17 protein-coding genes are annotated in these 14,341 nt (G+C 72.4%); 8 read left to right on the top strand and 9 right to left on the bottom strand.

Features of this window, described 5'->3' with window-relative positions:
* The first annotated feature begins 10 nt into the window (after positions 1-10).
* From ACFUJ1_RS23630 to ACFUJ1_RS23610, 5 genes are read left to right on the top strand one after another with little or no spacing between them, the layout of a single operon-like run.
* Positions 11-805 carry a TIGR00730 family Rossman fold protein gene (locus ACFUJ1_RS23630; protein ID WP_378648849.1) on the top strand — a complete coding sequence of 265 codons (795 nt, stop codon included), beginning with the start codon at positions 11-13 and terminating at the stop codon, positions 803-805.
* Entirely contained in the window at positions 802-1,359 is a 558-nt protein-coding gene (locus ACFUJ1_RS23625) for a TIGR00730 family Rossman fold protein (protein ID WP_378648847.1), read from the top strand. Before ACFUJ1_RS23630 ends, ACFUJ1_RS23625 begins: the two co-directional genes overlap by 4 nt.
* Positions 1,360-1,373: 14 nt before the next feature.
* The gene (locus tag ACFUJ1_RS23620) at positions 1,374-3,125 is read left to right on the top strand and encodes a long-chain-acyl-CoA synthetase (RefSeq protein WP_378648845.1); all 1,752 of its coding nucleotides are present in this window, start codon (positions 1,374-1,376) and stop codon (positions 3,123-3,125) included.
* Between the two features lie 47 nt (positions 3,126-3,172).
* On the top strand, positions 3,173-4,057 hold the full coding sequence (gene folP / locus ACFUJ1_RS23615; RefSeq protein ID WP_378648843.1) for a dihydropteroate synthase: 885 nt from the start codon (positions 3,173-3,175) through the stop codon (positions 4,055-4,057).
* The gene (locus ACFUJ1_RS23610; RefSeq protein WP_378648841.1) at positions 4,054-4,992 is read left to right on the top strand and encodes a glucosyl-3-phosphoglycerate synthase; all 939 of its coding nucleotides are present in this window, start codon (positions 4,054-4,056) and stop codon (positions 4,990-4,992) included. Before folP ends, ACFUJ1_RS23610 begins: the two co-directional genes overlap by 4 nt.
* 6 nt (positions 4,993-4,998) lie before the next feature.
* Here the strand turns inward: ACFUJ1_RS23610 and ACFUJ1_RS23605 are convergent, their stop codons facing one another.
* The 7 genes from ACFUJ1_RS23605 to sigE all read right to left on the bottom strand — a co-directional run bounded on the left by ACFUJ1_RS23605 (position 4,999) and on the right by sigE (position 9,864).
* A complete protein-coding gene (locus ACFUJ1_RS23605; RefSeq protein WP_378648839.1) occupies positions 4,999-5,181 on the bottom strand; it encodes a hypothetical protein in 183 nt (60 codons plus the stop codon).
* Positions 5,178-5,696 carry a hypothetical protein gene (locus tag ACFUJ1_RS23600; protein WP_378648837.1) on the bottom strand — a complete coding sequence of 173 codons (519 nt, stop codon included), beginning with the start codon at positions 5,694-5,696 and terminating at the stop codon, positions 5,178-5,180. Before ACFUJ1_RS23600 ends, ACFUJ1_RS23605 begins: the two co-directional genes overlap by 4 nt.
* A 121-nt stretch (positions 5,697-5,817) precedes the next feature.
* Positions 5,818-6,669, bottom strand: coding sequence for a hypothetical protein (locus ACFUJ1_RS23595; protein WP_233020290.1), 852 nt, complete (start codon positions 6,667-6,669; stop codon positions 5,818-5,820).
* A 74-nt stretch (positions 6,670-6,743) separates the two neighbouring features.
* Complete coding sequence (tatB, locus tag ACFUJ1_RS23590) at positions 6,744-7,178, bottom strand: Sec-independent protein translocase protein TatB (protein ID WP_378648835.1); 435 nt, start codon at positions 7,176-7,178, stop codon at positions 6,744-6,746.
* 34 nt (positions 7,179-7,212) lie between these two features.
* Positions 7,213-8,742 (bottom strand): trypsin-like peptidase domain-containing protein, encoded by a 1,530-nt coding sequence (locus ACFUJ1_RS23585; protein WP_378648833.1) that lies wholly within the window; start codon positions 8,740-8,742, stop codon positions 7,213-7,215.
* Positions 8,743-8,752: 10 nt separating this feature from the next.
* Complete coding sequence (locus ACFUJ1_RS23580) at positions 8,753-9,124, bottom strand: zf-HC2 domain-containing protein (RefSeq protein ID WP_378648831.1); 372 nt, start codon at positions 9,122-9,124, stop codon at positions 8,753-8,755.
* Positions 9,125-9,189: 65 nt separating this feature from the next.
* Complete coding sequence (gene sigE, locus ACFUJ1_RS23575; RefSeq protein WP_378648829.1) at positions 9,190-9,864, bottom strand: RNA polymerase sigma factor SigE; 675 nt, start codon at positions 9,862-9,864, stop codon at positions 9,190-9,192.
* Positions 9,865-10,098: 234 nt separating this feature from the next.
* On the opposite strand from sigE, the gene ACFUJ1_RS23570 reads away from it, so the two are divergent.
* The gene (locus ACFUJ1_RS23570; RefSeq protein ID WP_378648827.1) at positions 10,099-10,737 is read left to right on the top strand and encodes an O-methyltransferase; all 639 of its coding nucleotides are present in this window, start codon (positions 10,099-10,101) and stop codon (positions 10,735-10,737) included.
* 84 nt (positions 10,738-10,821) lie between these two features.
* Positions 10,822-11,067, top strand: coding sequence for a hypothetical protein (locus tag ACFUJ1_RS23565; protein ID WP_378648825.1), 246 nt, complete (start codon positions 10,822-10,824; stop codon positions 11,065-11,067).
* Here the strand turns inward: ACFUJ1_RS23565 and glgC are convergent.
* Positions 11,064-12,278 carry a glucose-1-phosphate adenylyltransferase gene (glgC, locus tag ACFUJ1_RS23560; RefSeq protein ID WP_233020284.1) on the bottom strand — a complete coding sequence of 405 codons (1,215 nt, stop codon included), beginning with the start codon at positions 12,276-12,278 and terminating at the stop codon, positions 11,064-11,066. The two genes, ACFUJ1_RS23565 and glgC, sit on opposite strands and share 4 nt — an antisense overlap.
* Positions 12,279-12,416: 138 nt before the next feature.
* Here glgC and glgA point away from each other — a divergent pair, with 138 nt between their 5' ends.
* Entirely contained in the window at positions 12,417-13,580 is a 1,164-nt protein-coding gene (glgA, locus tag ACFUJ1_RS23555; RefSeq protein WP_378648947.1) for a glycogen synthase, read from the top strand.
* Positions 13,581-13,688: 108 nt separating this feature from the next.
* Here glgA and ACFUJ1_RS23550 read toward each other — a convergent pair whose 3' ends face one another.
* Positions 13,689-14,261, bottom strand: a complete 573-nt coding sequence (locus tag ACFUJ1_RS23550) for a methyltransferase domain-containing protein (RefSeq protein ID WP_378648823.1) — start codon at positions 14,259-14,261, stop codon at positions 13,689-13,691.
* Positions 14,262-14,341 lie beyond the last annotated feature (80 nt).

The following is a 14,341-nucleotide window of genomic DNA, read 5'->3' as shown; positions in this document are numbered from 1 at the left end:
CGTGGGGCGCATGTCCACCGACGCCGAAGCTGCCGGTCAGCGCAGGCCCTCCACCAGGTTTCGCGGCCCGCTCGTCTTCCGCAGGGCACGCAGGGACGGCAGCACCGCCGACCGCAACCTGCTCGACAGGCGCGGCGATTCGGACTGGGTGCACACCGACCCGTGGCGGGTGCTGCGCATCCAGGCCGAGTTCGTCGAGGGTTTCGGCGCGCTCGCCGAGGTGCCGCGCGCGGTCACCGTCTTCGGCTCGGCGCGCACCGGGGCGGAGCACCCGGAGTACCAGGCGGGGCTCGCCATCGGCGCGGCGCTGGCCGAGGCGGGGTACGCGGTGATCACCGGCGGCGGGCCGGGCGCGATGGCGGCCGCCAACCGCGGCGCCTGCGAGGCGGGCGGCTACTCGATCGGGCTCGGTATCGAGCTGCCGTTCGAGCAGGGGCTGAACGAGTGGGTCGACCTCGGCATCAACTTCCGCTACTTCTTCGTGCGCAAGACCATGTTCGTCAAGTACTCGCAGGCATTCGTCTGCCTCCCCGGCGGTTTCGGCACCCTGGACGAGCTCTTCGAGGCGCTCACCCTGGTCCAGACCCGCAAGATCACCCGGTTCCCGATCGTGCTCTTCGGCACCAGGTTCTGGGGCGGGCTCGTCGACTGGATCCGGGACTCGCTGGCCGCCTCCGGCAAGATCTCGCCGGAGGACCTTGACCTGCTCTACGTCACCGACGACGTCGCCGAGGTGGTGGAGATCATCCGCACCTCCGGCGGCACCGGCACCGTCGACGCGCTCGGCACCGAGGACGAATGGTGACCGCTGCGAGCGGGTACGCCGTCTGCGTGTACTGCTCGGCAAGCACCACCGACCCGGAGCACGTGCGGCTCGCGGCCCGCGTCGGCACCGAGATCGCCCGGCGCGGCTGGCGGCTGGTCTCCGGCGGCGGGCACGTCTCCATGATGGGCGCGGTCGCCACCGCGGCGCGGGCGGGCGGCGCGCACACGCTCGGCGTCATCCCGAAGCACCTGGTGCACCAGGAGGTCGCCGACGTGGACTCCGACGAGCTGGTCGTCACCGACACCATGCGGCAGCGCAAGCAGGTCATGGAGCAGCGCGCGGACGCCTTCCTCACGCTGCCGGGCGGCATCGGCACCCTGGAGGAGTTCTTCGAGACCTGGACCGGCGGCTACCTCGGCGAGCACGGCAAACCGGTGGTCCTGCTGGACGCCGACGGCTTCTACGGCGGGCTGCTGGACTGGATCGCGACCCTGCGCGACCGCGGCTTCGTCACCGCGGCGGCGCTGGACCGGGTGGTGGTCGCGCCCGACCTGCCGTCCGCCTTCGCGGCGCTGGAGCCCGCGCCGATCTGAGAGGAGAACCGCCGGTGAGCACCCCTTCGACGGTCGGCCTGCTCGACATCGTCACCCGGCTGCCCGGCATGGTGCCGGACGCGCCGACCATGCTGCGCAATGCCTTCGGGCTGCTGAACGCCCGCTCGGTGGGGTTCGCCTTCCAGCAGGTCGCGCACCGCGTTCCGGACCGGGTGTTCCTCCGCTTCGAGGGCGCGGCCTTCACCTACCGCGAGGCGAACGCCGAGGTGAACCGGTACGCCGCGGTGCTCACCGCGGCCGGGGTGCGCCGCGGCGACGTCGTCGGAATCCTGCTGCAGAACCGGCCGGAGGCGCTCTTCGCGGTGCTCGCGACGGTGAAGCTCGGCGCCACCGCCGGGCTGCTCAACCACCACCAGCGCGGCGAGGTGCTCGCGCACAGCATCGGGCTGCTGGAGAGCCGGGTGCTGGTCGCGGGGGCGGAGTGCGCCGAGGCGCTGGACTCCCTGGACGAGCGCCCGGGCAACCTGCTCGCGGCCGAGGAGCTGGCCGAGCGGGCGCGCACCGCCGCTGCCGACGATCCGCCCGCCTGCGCGCGGGTGCGGGCGAGCGAGCGCGCCTTCCTGATCTTCACCTCCGGCACCACCGGCATGCCGAAGGCCAGCGTCATGACGCATCTGCGCTGGAGCAGGGCGATGTCCGGGCTCGGCGGGTTCGGGGTGCGGCTGCGCGGCTCGGACACGCTCTACTGCTGCCTGCCGCTCTACCACAACAACGCGCTCACGGTCGCGCTCGCCTCGGTGCTCGCGGCGGGCGGGACGCTCGCGCTCGGCCGCACCTTCTCGGTCTCGCGCTTCTGGGACGAGGTGATCCGCGAGCGCGCCACCGCCTTCGTCTACATCGGCGAGCTCTGCCGCTACCTGCTGAATCAGCCGGAGCGCGCCACCGACCGCGGGCACCGGGTGCGGCTCGCCGTCGGCAACGGGCTGCGGCCGGAGCTCTGGGACGATTTCCAGCGCCGCTTCCGGGTGGGCCGGATCGTCGAGTTCTACGGGGCCAGCGAGGGCAATATCGCCTTCGTGAACGGGTTCGGGGTGCCGCGCACGGCCGGGTTCGGGCCGCTGCCGTACGCCGTCGTCGAGTACGACGAGGAGGCGGGCGGGCCGCGCCGCGGCCGGGACGGGAAGCTGCGCAGGGTGCGCACCGGCGAGGCCGGGCTGCTGCTCGCCAAGGTCACCCGGCTCACCCCGTTCGACGGCTACACCGACCCGGAGGCGGGCGAGGCCAAGCTGGTGCGCGACGGCTTCCGCCGCGGCGACGTCTGGTTCGACACCGGCGACCTGGTGCGCGACCAGGGCTGGTTCCACATCGCCTTCGTCGACCGGGTCGGCGACACCTTCCGCTGGAAGGGTGAGAACGTGGCGACCACCGAGGTGGAGGGCGCGCTCGGTGCGGCACCCGAGCTCGCGCAGGCCGTCGTGTACGGGGTCGAGGTGCCCGGCGCGGACGGCAGGGCCGGGATGGCGGCGGTGGTGCTGCGCCCGGAGGCCGAGTTCGACGGCGCGGCGCTCGCCGCGCTGGTGTACGACCGGCTGCCCGCGTACGCCCGCCCGCTCTTCGTCCGGGTGGTCGGCGAGCTGGAGCAGACCTCGACCTTCAAGAGCCGCAAGGTGGAGCTGCGGAACCAGGGCTTCGCCCCGGACGCCGACGGCGAGCTGTACGTGCTGGACGGCAGGGAGGCCGGGTACGTGCCGTTCCGCGCCGACTACCCGGCCGAGGTCGCCGCAGGCCGGGCCCCGCGCGGCTGATCCGGACACCACCGACCGGTCGCCATCCCCCTCGGTACAGTCGGAGCATGATCAGCGCCCCCGCGGCCCCGCCGCCCACCCTCTGCGGTAGGCCGGTGGCGACGGATCGGGCCCTGGTCATGGCGATCGTGAACCGCACCCCGGACTCGTTCTACGACCGGGGCGCCACCTTCACCGACGCCGCCGCGATGGACGCCGTCGCGCGCGCGGTGGACGAGGGCGCCGACCTGGTCGACATCGGCGGCGTCAAGGCCGGGCCCGGCGCCGAGGTGGACGCCGTGGAGGAGAGCCGCCGGGTGGTGCCCTTCGTGGCCGCCATCCGTGCCCGCTACCCCGAGTTGCTGATCAGCGTCGACACCTGGCGCGCCGAGGTCGCGCTGGCGGCCGGGAAAGAGGGCGCCGACCTGGTGAACGACACCTGGGCGGGCGCCGACCCGGAGCTGGTCCTCGTCGCCGCCGAGCGCGGCATGGGCATCGTCTGCAGCCACACCGGCGGCGCGATTCCGCGCACCCGCCCGTTCCGGGTGCGCTACGCCGACGTGGTGGCCGAGGTGACCGCGGTGGTCACCGCGGCGGCCGAGGCGGCGCTCGCGGCGGGGGTGCGGCGGGACGGAATCCTCATCGATCCGACCCACGATTTCGGCAAGAACACCTATCACGGGCTCGCTCTGTTGCGCGGAGTGGACGTTCTTGTAAAGACCGGATGGCCTGTCTTGATGGCGCTGAGCAACAAGGATTTCATCGGGGAGACTCTTGGTGTCGGACTATCCGAACGGCTGGAGGGCACATTGGCGGCGACAGCGTTGTCGGCGGCACAGGGCGCCCGGGTCTTCCGGGTCCACGAGGTCGCCGCGACCCGGCGGGTGGTGGACATGACCGCGGCGATCCAGGGCCTCCGGCCGCCGGCGCGAACATTGCGAGGACTGGTATGACGAACCGCTATCGCGAGCACGGCTGGGCGAACACCCACACGTGGGACGCCCCCGTCTGGACCGTCGACGAACTGGTCGACGCCAAGGACGGGCGCACGGTCTCCGTGGTGCTGCCCGCCCTGAACGAAGAGGAAACCGTCGCCGACGTCGTGGCCAGCATCCGGCCGCTGCTCGGCACACTGGTGGACGAGCTGGTCGTGCTCGACTCCGGCTCCACCGACGCCACCGCCGCGCGCGCCCGCGCCGCCGGGGCAAGGGTGGTGAGCCGGGAGCAGGCCGTGCCGGAGCTGGAGCCGGTGCCCGGCAAGGGCGAGGTGCTCTGGCGCTCGCTCGCCGCCACCGGTGGCGACCTGGTCGCCTTCGTGGACTCCGATCTCATCGACCCGGACCCGTCCTTCGTGCCGCGGCTGCTCGGGCCGCTGCTCACGGTGCCGGATCTGCACCTGGTGAAGGCGTACTACCGGCGGCCGCTGCGGCAGGGTGCCGCCGTGGACGCCACCGGGGGCGGGCGGGTCACCGAGCTGGTGGCGCGGCCGCTGCTCGCCGCGCTGCGGCCGGGGCTCACCCCCGTGCTGCAGCCGCTCGGCGGGGAGTACGCGGGGACAAGGGAGCTGCTCACCTCGGTGCCGTTCGCGCCCGGCTACGGCGTCGAGATCGGGCTGCTGCTCGACACCTACGACCGGCTCGGGCTGCACGCCATCGGGCAGGTGAATCTCGGGGTGCGGACACACCGCAACCGGCCGCTCTCCGACCTCGGGGTGATGTCGCGGCAGATCCTCGGGACGGTGCTCGGGCGCTGCGGAATCCCCGATTCCGGGGCGGCGCTCACCCAGTTCCCGCTGATCGGGGACGAGTTCACCGCGCACAGCACGCACGTCTCGCTCGCCGACCGCCCCCCGATGAACACGCTGCGCCCCGCCGAGGTCGCGGCCTGAATTCGCTTACTCGTCCGCCGAATCGGTCGTCGCCTCGGGTGGCTCCGATTCGGCGGCGAGGCGGGCGCGCAGTTCGTCGACGGTGACCTGCTCGACCTCGCGCGGGCGGCGCAGGCGCAGGACCAGCGCGGTGCCGAGCGCCAGCGCCGAGATCGCCAGGGCGAGCAGGACGAAGGCCGACTCGCTCATGGCCCGTTCCCGCGCAGCTGGAATCCGGCGGGCACGTCGCCGCTGTGGAAGTACTCGGTGAAGACCTGGGCGGCGTGCGCGGCGGTGAACACCTCGTCCGCGTGCACGTACCGGTCGGCGCTGCCGCACGGGATGGGCACGCCCGGCGTCCCGGTCCTTGCGCCGGGCAAGCCGAGCACGTAGTGCCGCGGCGACCCGCCGCCGCCGGTGCGGCACAGCTCGATGATGAGCGCGTCGGCCGCGCCGAGGCACTGCACGAAGTTGCCGCCGAAGGCGGTGCTGTCGGCGAGCGTGATCCCGGTGGCGGGCAGCGGGATCGGCAGCCGGGCGAGGTTCAGCGCGTAGCGCCGCCTGCCGTCGAGCCCGCGCAGCGGGCGCAGGTACCGCGCCACGGCCTCGTCGGGGCCGATGAAGACGCGGAGCCGGTCGCTGTAGGTCATCCGATGGGTCACCAGCGCGCCGGTATCGCTCGCCACGGCCGGGACGCGGAACCCGCCGTCATCGGAGGTCGCCACCACGGAGTTCACCTTACTGCCCATCAGTTATCGCGCAGCAATTCAAACATGAACGTAGGAAAGGTGGGCCGGAAGCGGCGGTGAACTCCAACACAATCGAGCGGGGCCGGGTATGGCCGGTTCAGCGCCGCAGCCGCGCCGGGCGCGGGTCGGCATCGTGCCGGTAGACCGGGGTGAGCAGGTCGGCATCGACCGGCTCGCCGGTCGCCCGTTCGTATTTCACCGCGATGAGCACGGAGAACAGGTGGCTGTCCGCCCGCTCGTGCAGCGTCGCCAGCCGGGTGGCGAGCAGCCGCACCGCGCCGAGCGAGCCGGGCGGGTGCAGACCGTCGATCACCAGGATCGTGCCGCGCCCGTCCGGCCGGGGTAGCCGGGCCAGGTAGGCGATGTCGTGCGGCTCGGGGCCGCCCGGCCGGTAGACCCGCCGCGCCGCGCGATCCTCGATCCCGCGCCTGGCATCGCCCGCCCGGGTGATGGTGCGGCGCAACCGCGGATCGGCGGTCACCAGCTGGCGCAGGCTGGGGGAGAGCTCGGGGCCGCCGAGCACGATCAGCCCGTCCCGGTTCAGGTCCAGCGGGCGCCCTGGCAGGAAGTTCTCCACCACCACGGCGAAGCCGAGCTGGCGCAGGAGCTCCGCGAGCCGCTGCGCGGCCGCCGGGTCCGGCGCGCCGAGCACGCGCCCCGCCCTGACCTCGGGGACGAGCACGCGCAATGCCCCGTGCCCGAAGAACAACCCCTCGGGCGCCGGGCCCTGGGTACTCACCTGGTGGATTCTGGCCCGGGAAAGACCCGCGGCGGCACCGATTCTCGCGAACGTCCAGCCCTCGTCGTGCAACTCGCGGATGACCGCGCGGCGGATCCGGGTGAGCTCGTTGATGGTCTGCTGGGCCGCCGCGACTCCCTCGGTTGCCGCCTTGAGTCGATCGACCTTGTCCTCGATCGCAAAGACCCGTGCCACGTCATCGGCCGACATGTGCGAAGTCTAGACAGACGACCAGCATCCTGCGTCTAGCCTGCTTGACGCTTCCCGGCCGGTCAGCGGCATGATCAGGTGGCGTCGGTGTCGATCGGCGGACGCTCGTTGTGCCCCAACGGTTTGTCGTTCTTGCTGAGGCTCGGACCGGTCGGTTTCGGGTAGTCCGGCATGGCGCCACCCGTACCGAACAGGTCGTTCGTGTCCGGTACGGCCCGCTCCAGATCGCGGAAGATCGACTCGTCGCCGTTCAGCAGGTGCTTGGTGACCATCGACCGCGGCGACATTCCGCGCAGCTCGTTCAGGTCGGCGAGCGGCTTGCGCAGATCGTCGAATTCCGGCCCGAGTTCTTCCCGGAGCTGGGAGGTGGCGCCGCTGGCGTAGTCACGCACCTGCCTGAGGCTGCGCGTGGTCCAGCGCACGGCGCCGGGCAACCGCTCCGGACCGAGGATCACGAGGGCGGCGACGATCAGGATGACGAACTCGCCCCAGCCGATATTGCTGAACACCGCTCCAGGCTACCCTCCGACCGCGGCCGACCGGTCAGTCGGATTGCAGCGTGACCGGAACATCCACCTGCCTGCCGTCCCGGATCAGCGTGACGTTCACCGTCTCCCCGATCTTCCGCGTCTGCACCGCGACCACCAGCTCGTCCGGCCCGGTGACCTCGCGGTCGCCGACCTTCACGATCACGTCGCCCTCCACGATCCCGGCCTTGGCGGCCGGGCCGTCCGGCTGCACGTCGGCCACCGCGGCGCCGCTCATCACCTCGTTCGCGACCTGCCTGGTGTTGGCGCTGACCCCGATCATCGGGTGGTGCATCTCGCCGTCCCGGATCAGCGTCTGCGCGACCTCGGTCATCACATCCACCGGGATGGCGAAGCCGAGCCCGACCGAGCCGCCGGTCTCCGAGCGGATGGCGGAGTTGATGCCGACGACCCGGCCCTGCATGTCCACCAGCGCGCCGCCGGAGTTACCCGGGTTGATCGAGGCGTCGGTCTGCACCGCGTCGATCACGGCGTTGGTGTCGCTGCCCTCGCCGGAGAGCTTGACCGGCCGGTGCAGCGCGCTGACGATGCCGGAGGTGACGGTCTTGCTCAGCCCGAGCGGCGAGCCGACGGCGAGCACGTCGTCGCCGACCTGCACCTCCTCCGAGCGGCCGAGCTGGGCGACGGTCAGGTTGTTCGCCTCCACCTTGATCACGGCGAGGTCGGTCTTCGGGTCGCGGCCGACGATCCTGGCGGGCACCCGGGTGCCGTCGTTGAAGGTGACCTGGATGGCGGCGCGGCCGCTGGTGTCCTGCGCGGCCATGGAGATCACGTGGTTGTTGGTGACCACGTACCCGGCGCCGTCGATCACCACGCCGGAGCCGGTGGCGCCGTTGTCGCCGACGGTGACCCGGATGGAGACCACCGACGGCAGCACCGCGTCGGCCACCGCGGCGATCTGGCCGTGCGGCTCCTCGCCGCCCTCGACCTGCTCCAGGGTGACCTTGCGCGAGGTCAGGGTGGAGGCCGTCTCCGCGGTGAGCCTGCCGACCAGCCCGCCGAGCAGCCCGATCACCAGCGCGGCGGCGGCGAGCACGGCCAGCGCGCGCGGCGCGACCCGCGAGCCGAAGAGCACCTCGCGCGCGGTCAGCCGCTCGGCGGCGGGCAGCGCGGCCGGCTTCGGGGTCGGCAGCGCGGGGGCGCCGAGCCTGGCGCCAGCGGCGGGATCGCGCCACGGGTCGGCGGGGCCGGCGATCCGGTCGTCCCGCTCGGCGGCGTCCGGGTCGCGCTGCAGCAGCTCGGCGGAGCCGTCCGGCCTGCCGAACGCCTCGGCCAGCACGGTGTCCGGCGGGCGTTGCGGAACCGGCTCCGGGCCGCTTCCGGCGGCGCGCGCCTGGTCGTGCGCGGCGAACGAGCCGCTCAGCCCGGACGGCCTGCGGAAGGTGGAGGCGGTGTGCGTATCGATGTGGGGCCGGTACACCGGGCGTGGGCCGAGCACCGGGGCGTCCGGCGGCCGCAGATTCCCCCGGTTCGCCGCCGAATCCGAGGTGTCGGCCGATCCGGAATTCGTCGATTCGGTGGTCACCCGGTGAACTCTACTTGCGCCACCACGTTGTCCACCGGGTCGCGGTGAACGATTCCGACAGGAAGCCGAAGACCGCCTCGTCACGGCGGTTCTCCCGGTGCGCGGGGCCGGGCTGCGGCTCGGCGAACGGGATGCGGCTCAGGCTGTCGTGCAGCCCGTGCGGGGCCGACACCGCGCCGGAGCGGCGCAGCGCGATCCGCGCCTGCTGCTGGGCGTCCACCTCGGCGGCGCACTCCGGGCAGGCCGCCAGGTGCTGGGCCGCGCGCAGGTAGGCGTTCATCCGCAGCTCGCCGTCGACATAGGCCGCGACGGCTTCGCTGGCCAGATGCTCGGTGGCGTGGAACCGGGGCGGCCGGCCCGATGCGCTGGAGTCGCCACTCATTCGGTGCTCACCCTTCCGACTATCGACATCGACCACAGCAGACGGGTGACGCCGACCCTGCCGGGTCACCCGATCGTCGAGTCAGCGTTGGACCGCTGCTGTGCTCCATTATGCGCAAGGTGATCCCGGATGGCCTGACGGCCGCGGTGGATCCGGCTGCGCACGGTACCCAGCTTGACACCGAGCGTGGCGCCGATCTCCTCGTAGGAGAGCCCCTCGATGTCACACAGCACGACCGCGGCGCGGAACTCGGGGGCCAGCGAGTCCAGCGCGGACTGCAGGTCCGGGTCGAGCCTGGCGTCGTGGTAGACGTCCTCCGGGGTCGGGCCGTTGGCGGGCACCCGGTCGTAGTCCTCCGGCAGCGCCTCCATCCGGATGCGGTTGCGCCTGCGGACCATGTCGAGGAAGAGGTTGGTGGTGATGCGGTGCAGCCAGCCCTCGAAGGTGCCGGGCTGGTAGCTCTGCAGCGAGCGGAATACCCGGATGAAGGTTTCCTGGGTGAGGTCGTCGGCGTCCTGGGCGTCGCCGGAGAGGCGGTAGGCCAGCCGGTAGACCCGGTCGGCGTGCTCGCGGACGAGCTCCTCCCAGGACGGCATGGCGGAGCGGTCGCCGGTCGCGTCGAAGGCGGCGGTTCCGGTCAGGCTTTCCGGCGAATCCTCGGCAACCGCATCGGTGGCATCGAAGTCGCCCGGCTCGGGATGTTCCGGCAGGGTGGCGTATTCTCTCGCCGCATCGACCATGTGGATGGGGCTACCTCCTACTAGGGACCGTAAACGCCGCGGGTCGTCGACGGAGACAACCGACAGGGGGTACATCGTTGTTCCCGTCGCCCGCGTTTACCGTCGAGCGGTTTCCGCGTGATTCACACTCTCTCCTGCCGTCATATGCCCTGGATATATAGAGGCTGAGGGTGAGCTGAGAAAATCGCGCGGGCGCGTGGAGCGACCCGGTACCGCCTGGTCCGCATTAGCCTCATGGTCGTGGCATCGAACCTGGAGCGCACCCTCGCCTACGTCGAGGACTCGGTCGTGGAGGACGAGATCCTCGTCGGCGCCCGCGAACGGGCACTCGAGCTCGGCGTGGCGCCGGTGCCGCCGTCGGTGGGCGCGCTGCTGAGCATGTACGCCCAGCTGCTCGCCGCCCGCGCGGTGGTCGAGGTCGGCACCGGGGCGGGCATCAGCGGGCTGTGGTTGCTGGACGGCATGCGCGAGGACGGCACGCTGACCACCATCGACCCGGAGTACGAGTACCAGCGCGCCGCCAAGGAGGCGTTCCGCGCCGCGGAGATCCCCACCGCGCGCACCAGGCTGATCAACGGCCGCGCGCTGGACGTGCTGCCCCGGCTCGCCGACGGCGCCTACGACCTGGTCTTCGTCGACGCCGCGCCGATCGAGCACCCGCAATATGTGGAGGAGGGCGTGCGGCTGCTCCGCGACGGCGGCGCCATCCTGCTGCACAATGCGCTGCTCGGCGGCCGGGTGCCGGACCCGGCGCAGCGCGACGCCACCACGCACGCGGTGCGCGCGGCGCTCCGCGCGGTCGCCGAGGATCCGCGGCTGACCAGCGTGCTCATCCCGGTCGGCGACGGCCTGCTCTGCGCCAGCCGGGGCTGAACCGGGGATTTCCGGTCCCGCACGGGGGTATTCGGGCCGTAAGCTGTTCAAAGGGACGGCCCGGCAACGAGATCGAGGTGCGGCATGATCTGGGGACGCGGCGGCAGTACGTACATCGCGGTGGAGACCACCGAGGCGGCCGCCACCAACAGCGGCGGAGACGGCCTGCAGCGCTGGCTGATCCGCGCCTTCATCGGCGTGCTGCTGGTGGTGGTGATCGCGATCGTGCTCGCCGTCATGCTCGGCGGCGGCAACTCCAGCGATCGGCCGCACACCAACACGACCATCCCGAGCCAGCCGGGCAACTGCTACCCGTTCGCCTGCCGCTAGACCCAGACGCCCTTGCCGACGGTGACGACGCCGCCGTTGCTCACCGCGAAGCGTTCCCGGTCGCGCTCCAGGTCGACGCCGATGATCTCGCCCTCGCCGACGACGACGTTCTTGTCCAGGATGGCCCGGCGCACCACCGCGCCGCGGCCGATCCGCACGCCGGGCATGAGCACGCTGCCCTCCACCGTCGCGCCGTCGTCGATCATGACGTTGGAGCTGAGTACCGAGGTGCGCACGGTGGCCGCGGACAGGATGCTGCCCGCGCCGACGATCGACTCCTGCGCCAGCCCGCCCTGGGCGAACTTGGCGGGCGGCAGGTTCTCCGCCGCGCCGCGGATCGGCCAGTGCCGGTTGTAGAGGTTGAAGACCGGGTGCACCGAGACCAGGTCCATGTGCGCGTCGTAGAAGGCGTCGATGGTGCCGACGTCGCGCCAGTAGCCGTGGTCGCGGGCGGTGGCGCCGGGCACCTCGTTGTCGGCGAAGTCGTAGACGCTCGCCTCGCCCGCGGCGACCAGGGTGGGGATGATGTCGCCGCCCATGTCGTGGTCGGAGTCGGAGTTCTCCGCGTCCGCCTTGATCGTGTCGACCAGCACCTTGGTGGTGAAGACGTAGTTGCCCATCGAGGCGAAGGTCACGTTGGGGTCGTCCGGGGTGCCGGGCGGGTGCGCCGGCTTCTCCAGGAACTGGGTGATCCGGCCGGTCTCGTCCGAATCGATGCAGCCGAAGGCGCTGGCCTCGCTGCGCGGCACCCGGATCCCGGCGACGGTGACGCCCGCGCCGGAGTCGATGTGGTGCCGCACCATCTGCTCCGGGTCCATCCGGTACACGTGGTCGGCGCCGAAGACCACGATGTACTCCGGGTCTTCGTCGTAGATGAGATTCAGCGACTGCATGATCGCGTCCGCGCTGCCGGTGTACCAGCGCGGCCCGAGCCGCTGCTGGGCGGGCACCGGGGTGATGTACTCGCCGGCGAACCCGGAGAGCCGCCACGTCTGCGAAATGTGCCGGTCCAGCGAGTGCGACTTGTACTGCGTCAGCACGCAGAGTCGGAGGAACCCGGCGTTGACCAGGTTGCTCAGCACGAAGTCGATGAGTCGATAGGCCCCTCCGAACGGAACGGCCGGTTTGGCACGATCCGCGGTGAGGGGAAATAGTCGCTTGCCCTCGCCACCGGCGAGCACGATCCCGAGTACGTGCGGCTGGCTCCTCACAATTGCCAAACTACCGTGCCACCGCCGGGCGAGTGGCCCGGGCAGGCAGGAGCGTCTAGTTTGGGACCGGTGAGTTTCGGCACGGACGGCGAACGCTCGGCAGCGCGCTCCGACGGGCAGGGGCATTCGGACCCGCGGCTGCGGGTCGCGATGATGACTCGGGAGTACCCACCCGAGGTGTACGGCGGTGCCGGGGTGCACGTCACCGAGCTGACCGCGCGGCTGCGCCGGTTGTGCGAGGTCACGGTGCACTGCATGGGCGTTCCGCGGGCGGATGCCGTTGTGCACGCTCCCGATCCGGAGCTGGACGGCGCCAATGCCGCGCTGCGGATGATCTCCACCCAGGTCCGGATGGCCGGCGCCGTCGGCGACTTCGACGTGGTGCACTCGCACACCTGGTACACCGGGCTCGCCGGGCACCTCGCGAGCACGCTCTACGGCATCCCGCACGTGCTCACCGCGCATTCGCTGGAGCCGCGGCGGCCGTGGAAGGCCGAGCAGCTCGGCGGCGGGTACCGGCTCTCCTCGTGGTCCGAGCGGAACGCGGTGGAGCTGGCGGACGCGGTGATCGCGGTCAGCGACGGCATGCGGCACGACGTGCTCGACGCCTACCCGGCGCTGGACCCCGGGCGGGTGCACGTGGTGCGCAACGGCATCGACGCGACGCTCTGGCATCCGGGCGCGGCCGCCGACGGGGTGCCGCGGGTGCTCGACGACCTCGGGGTGCGGCGGGATCGGCCGATCGTCGCCTTCGTCGGGCGGATCACCCGGCAGAAGGGGGTCGGGCACCTGCTCGCCGCCGCGCGCGATTTCGACCAGGAGATCCAGCTGGTGCTCTGCGCGGGCGCGCCGGACACGCCCGAGCTGGAGGCCGAGGTCATCGCGGCCGTGGCCGAGCTGCGCGAGCGGCGGAGCGGGATCTTCTGGGTGCGCGAGATGCTGCCCACCGAGCAGATCAGGCAGATCCTCGCCGCCGCGGCGGTCTTCGTCTGCCCGTCGGTGTACGAGCCGCTCGGCATCGTGAACCTGGAGGCCATGGCGGCGGGGACCGCCGTCGTCGCCTCGGATGTGGGCGGGATTCCCGAGGTGGTGGTCGAGGGCGTGACCGGGAACCTGGTGCGCTACGACCCGGCCGCCGCCGCGGAGTACGAGCGCGGGCTGGCCGACGCGGTGAACCGGCTCGCCGCCGATCCGGAGCTGGCGGCGCGGTACGGCGCGGCCGGGCGCGAGCGGGCCATCGCCGAATTCGACTGGGCGCGCATCGCCGAGCAGACCGAAGCGGTCTACCGCTCGGTGCGCTGAGCTGGAGGGAGCCCGGCGCAGCTGTTGCTCGGGCCGGCCGTGGTGCTGCACGCCATCGCAGCCCGCGAGGCCGCGCTGACGAGGGGGTCTGCGCTGCCGAGCGGGCGGTCAGAGCGCGTTGCGCGGGGAATAGGTGCCGATTCGCACAGACGCTGTGACGTCGAGCCGCTCGGCGAGCGCCGCGAGTCCAGCCGCGGTTTCGGCGCCCGCGTGGAAGGCCGACGGGCCCATGTGCACCAGGAGCGCGGCGTCGGCGCGGGTGAGCGTCATGGGGTACTCGACGAGTTCGGCGCCGAGCGGCGCGAAATCGGCTTCCAGCGCGGCTTCGAGTCTGCGCTCCTTGTCCGGGTCGACCCGGACCAGCCCGAGCGGGCCGATCAGCTCGCCGAGGTGCCGCTCGGTGGGTATGGCGACGACGAACCGCCCCTCGGGGGCGAGCACCCGCGCCACCTCGGCCGGGTTGCGCGGGGCGAAGACGGTGAGCACGGTGTCGAGCACCGCCGCGCGGAGCGGGAGCCCGCGCCACACGTCGGCGAGCACCGCGGCGGCGCGCGGGTGGGCGCGGGCGGCGCGGCGCGCGGCGGGTTTGGCGATGTCGAGCGCGATCCCGCGGGCGCCGGGCGCGGCATCGAGCGCCGCGCCGAGAAAGTAGCCGTTGCCCGCCCCTATTTCGAGCAGCACGCCGTTTCCCTCCGGGGGCGGCGCGGGGGGGGGGGGCGGGGCGGCGGGGGGGGGGGGGGGGGGGGGGGGGGGGGGGGGGG

This window comes from Nocardia sp. NPDC057227, from assembly GCF_042669725.1.
In the GTDB taxonomy this organism is placed as follows: Bacteria; Actinomycetota; Actinomycetes; order Mycobacteriales; family Mycobacteriaceae; genus Nocardia; species Nocardia asteroides_A.
Note: the sequence above shows the minus strand (reverse complement) of the source record. Positions and strands in the feature narration are given on the sequence as shown.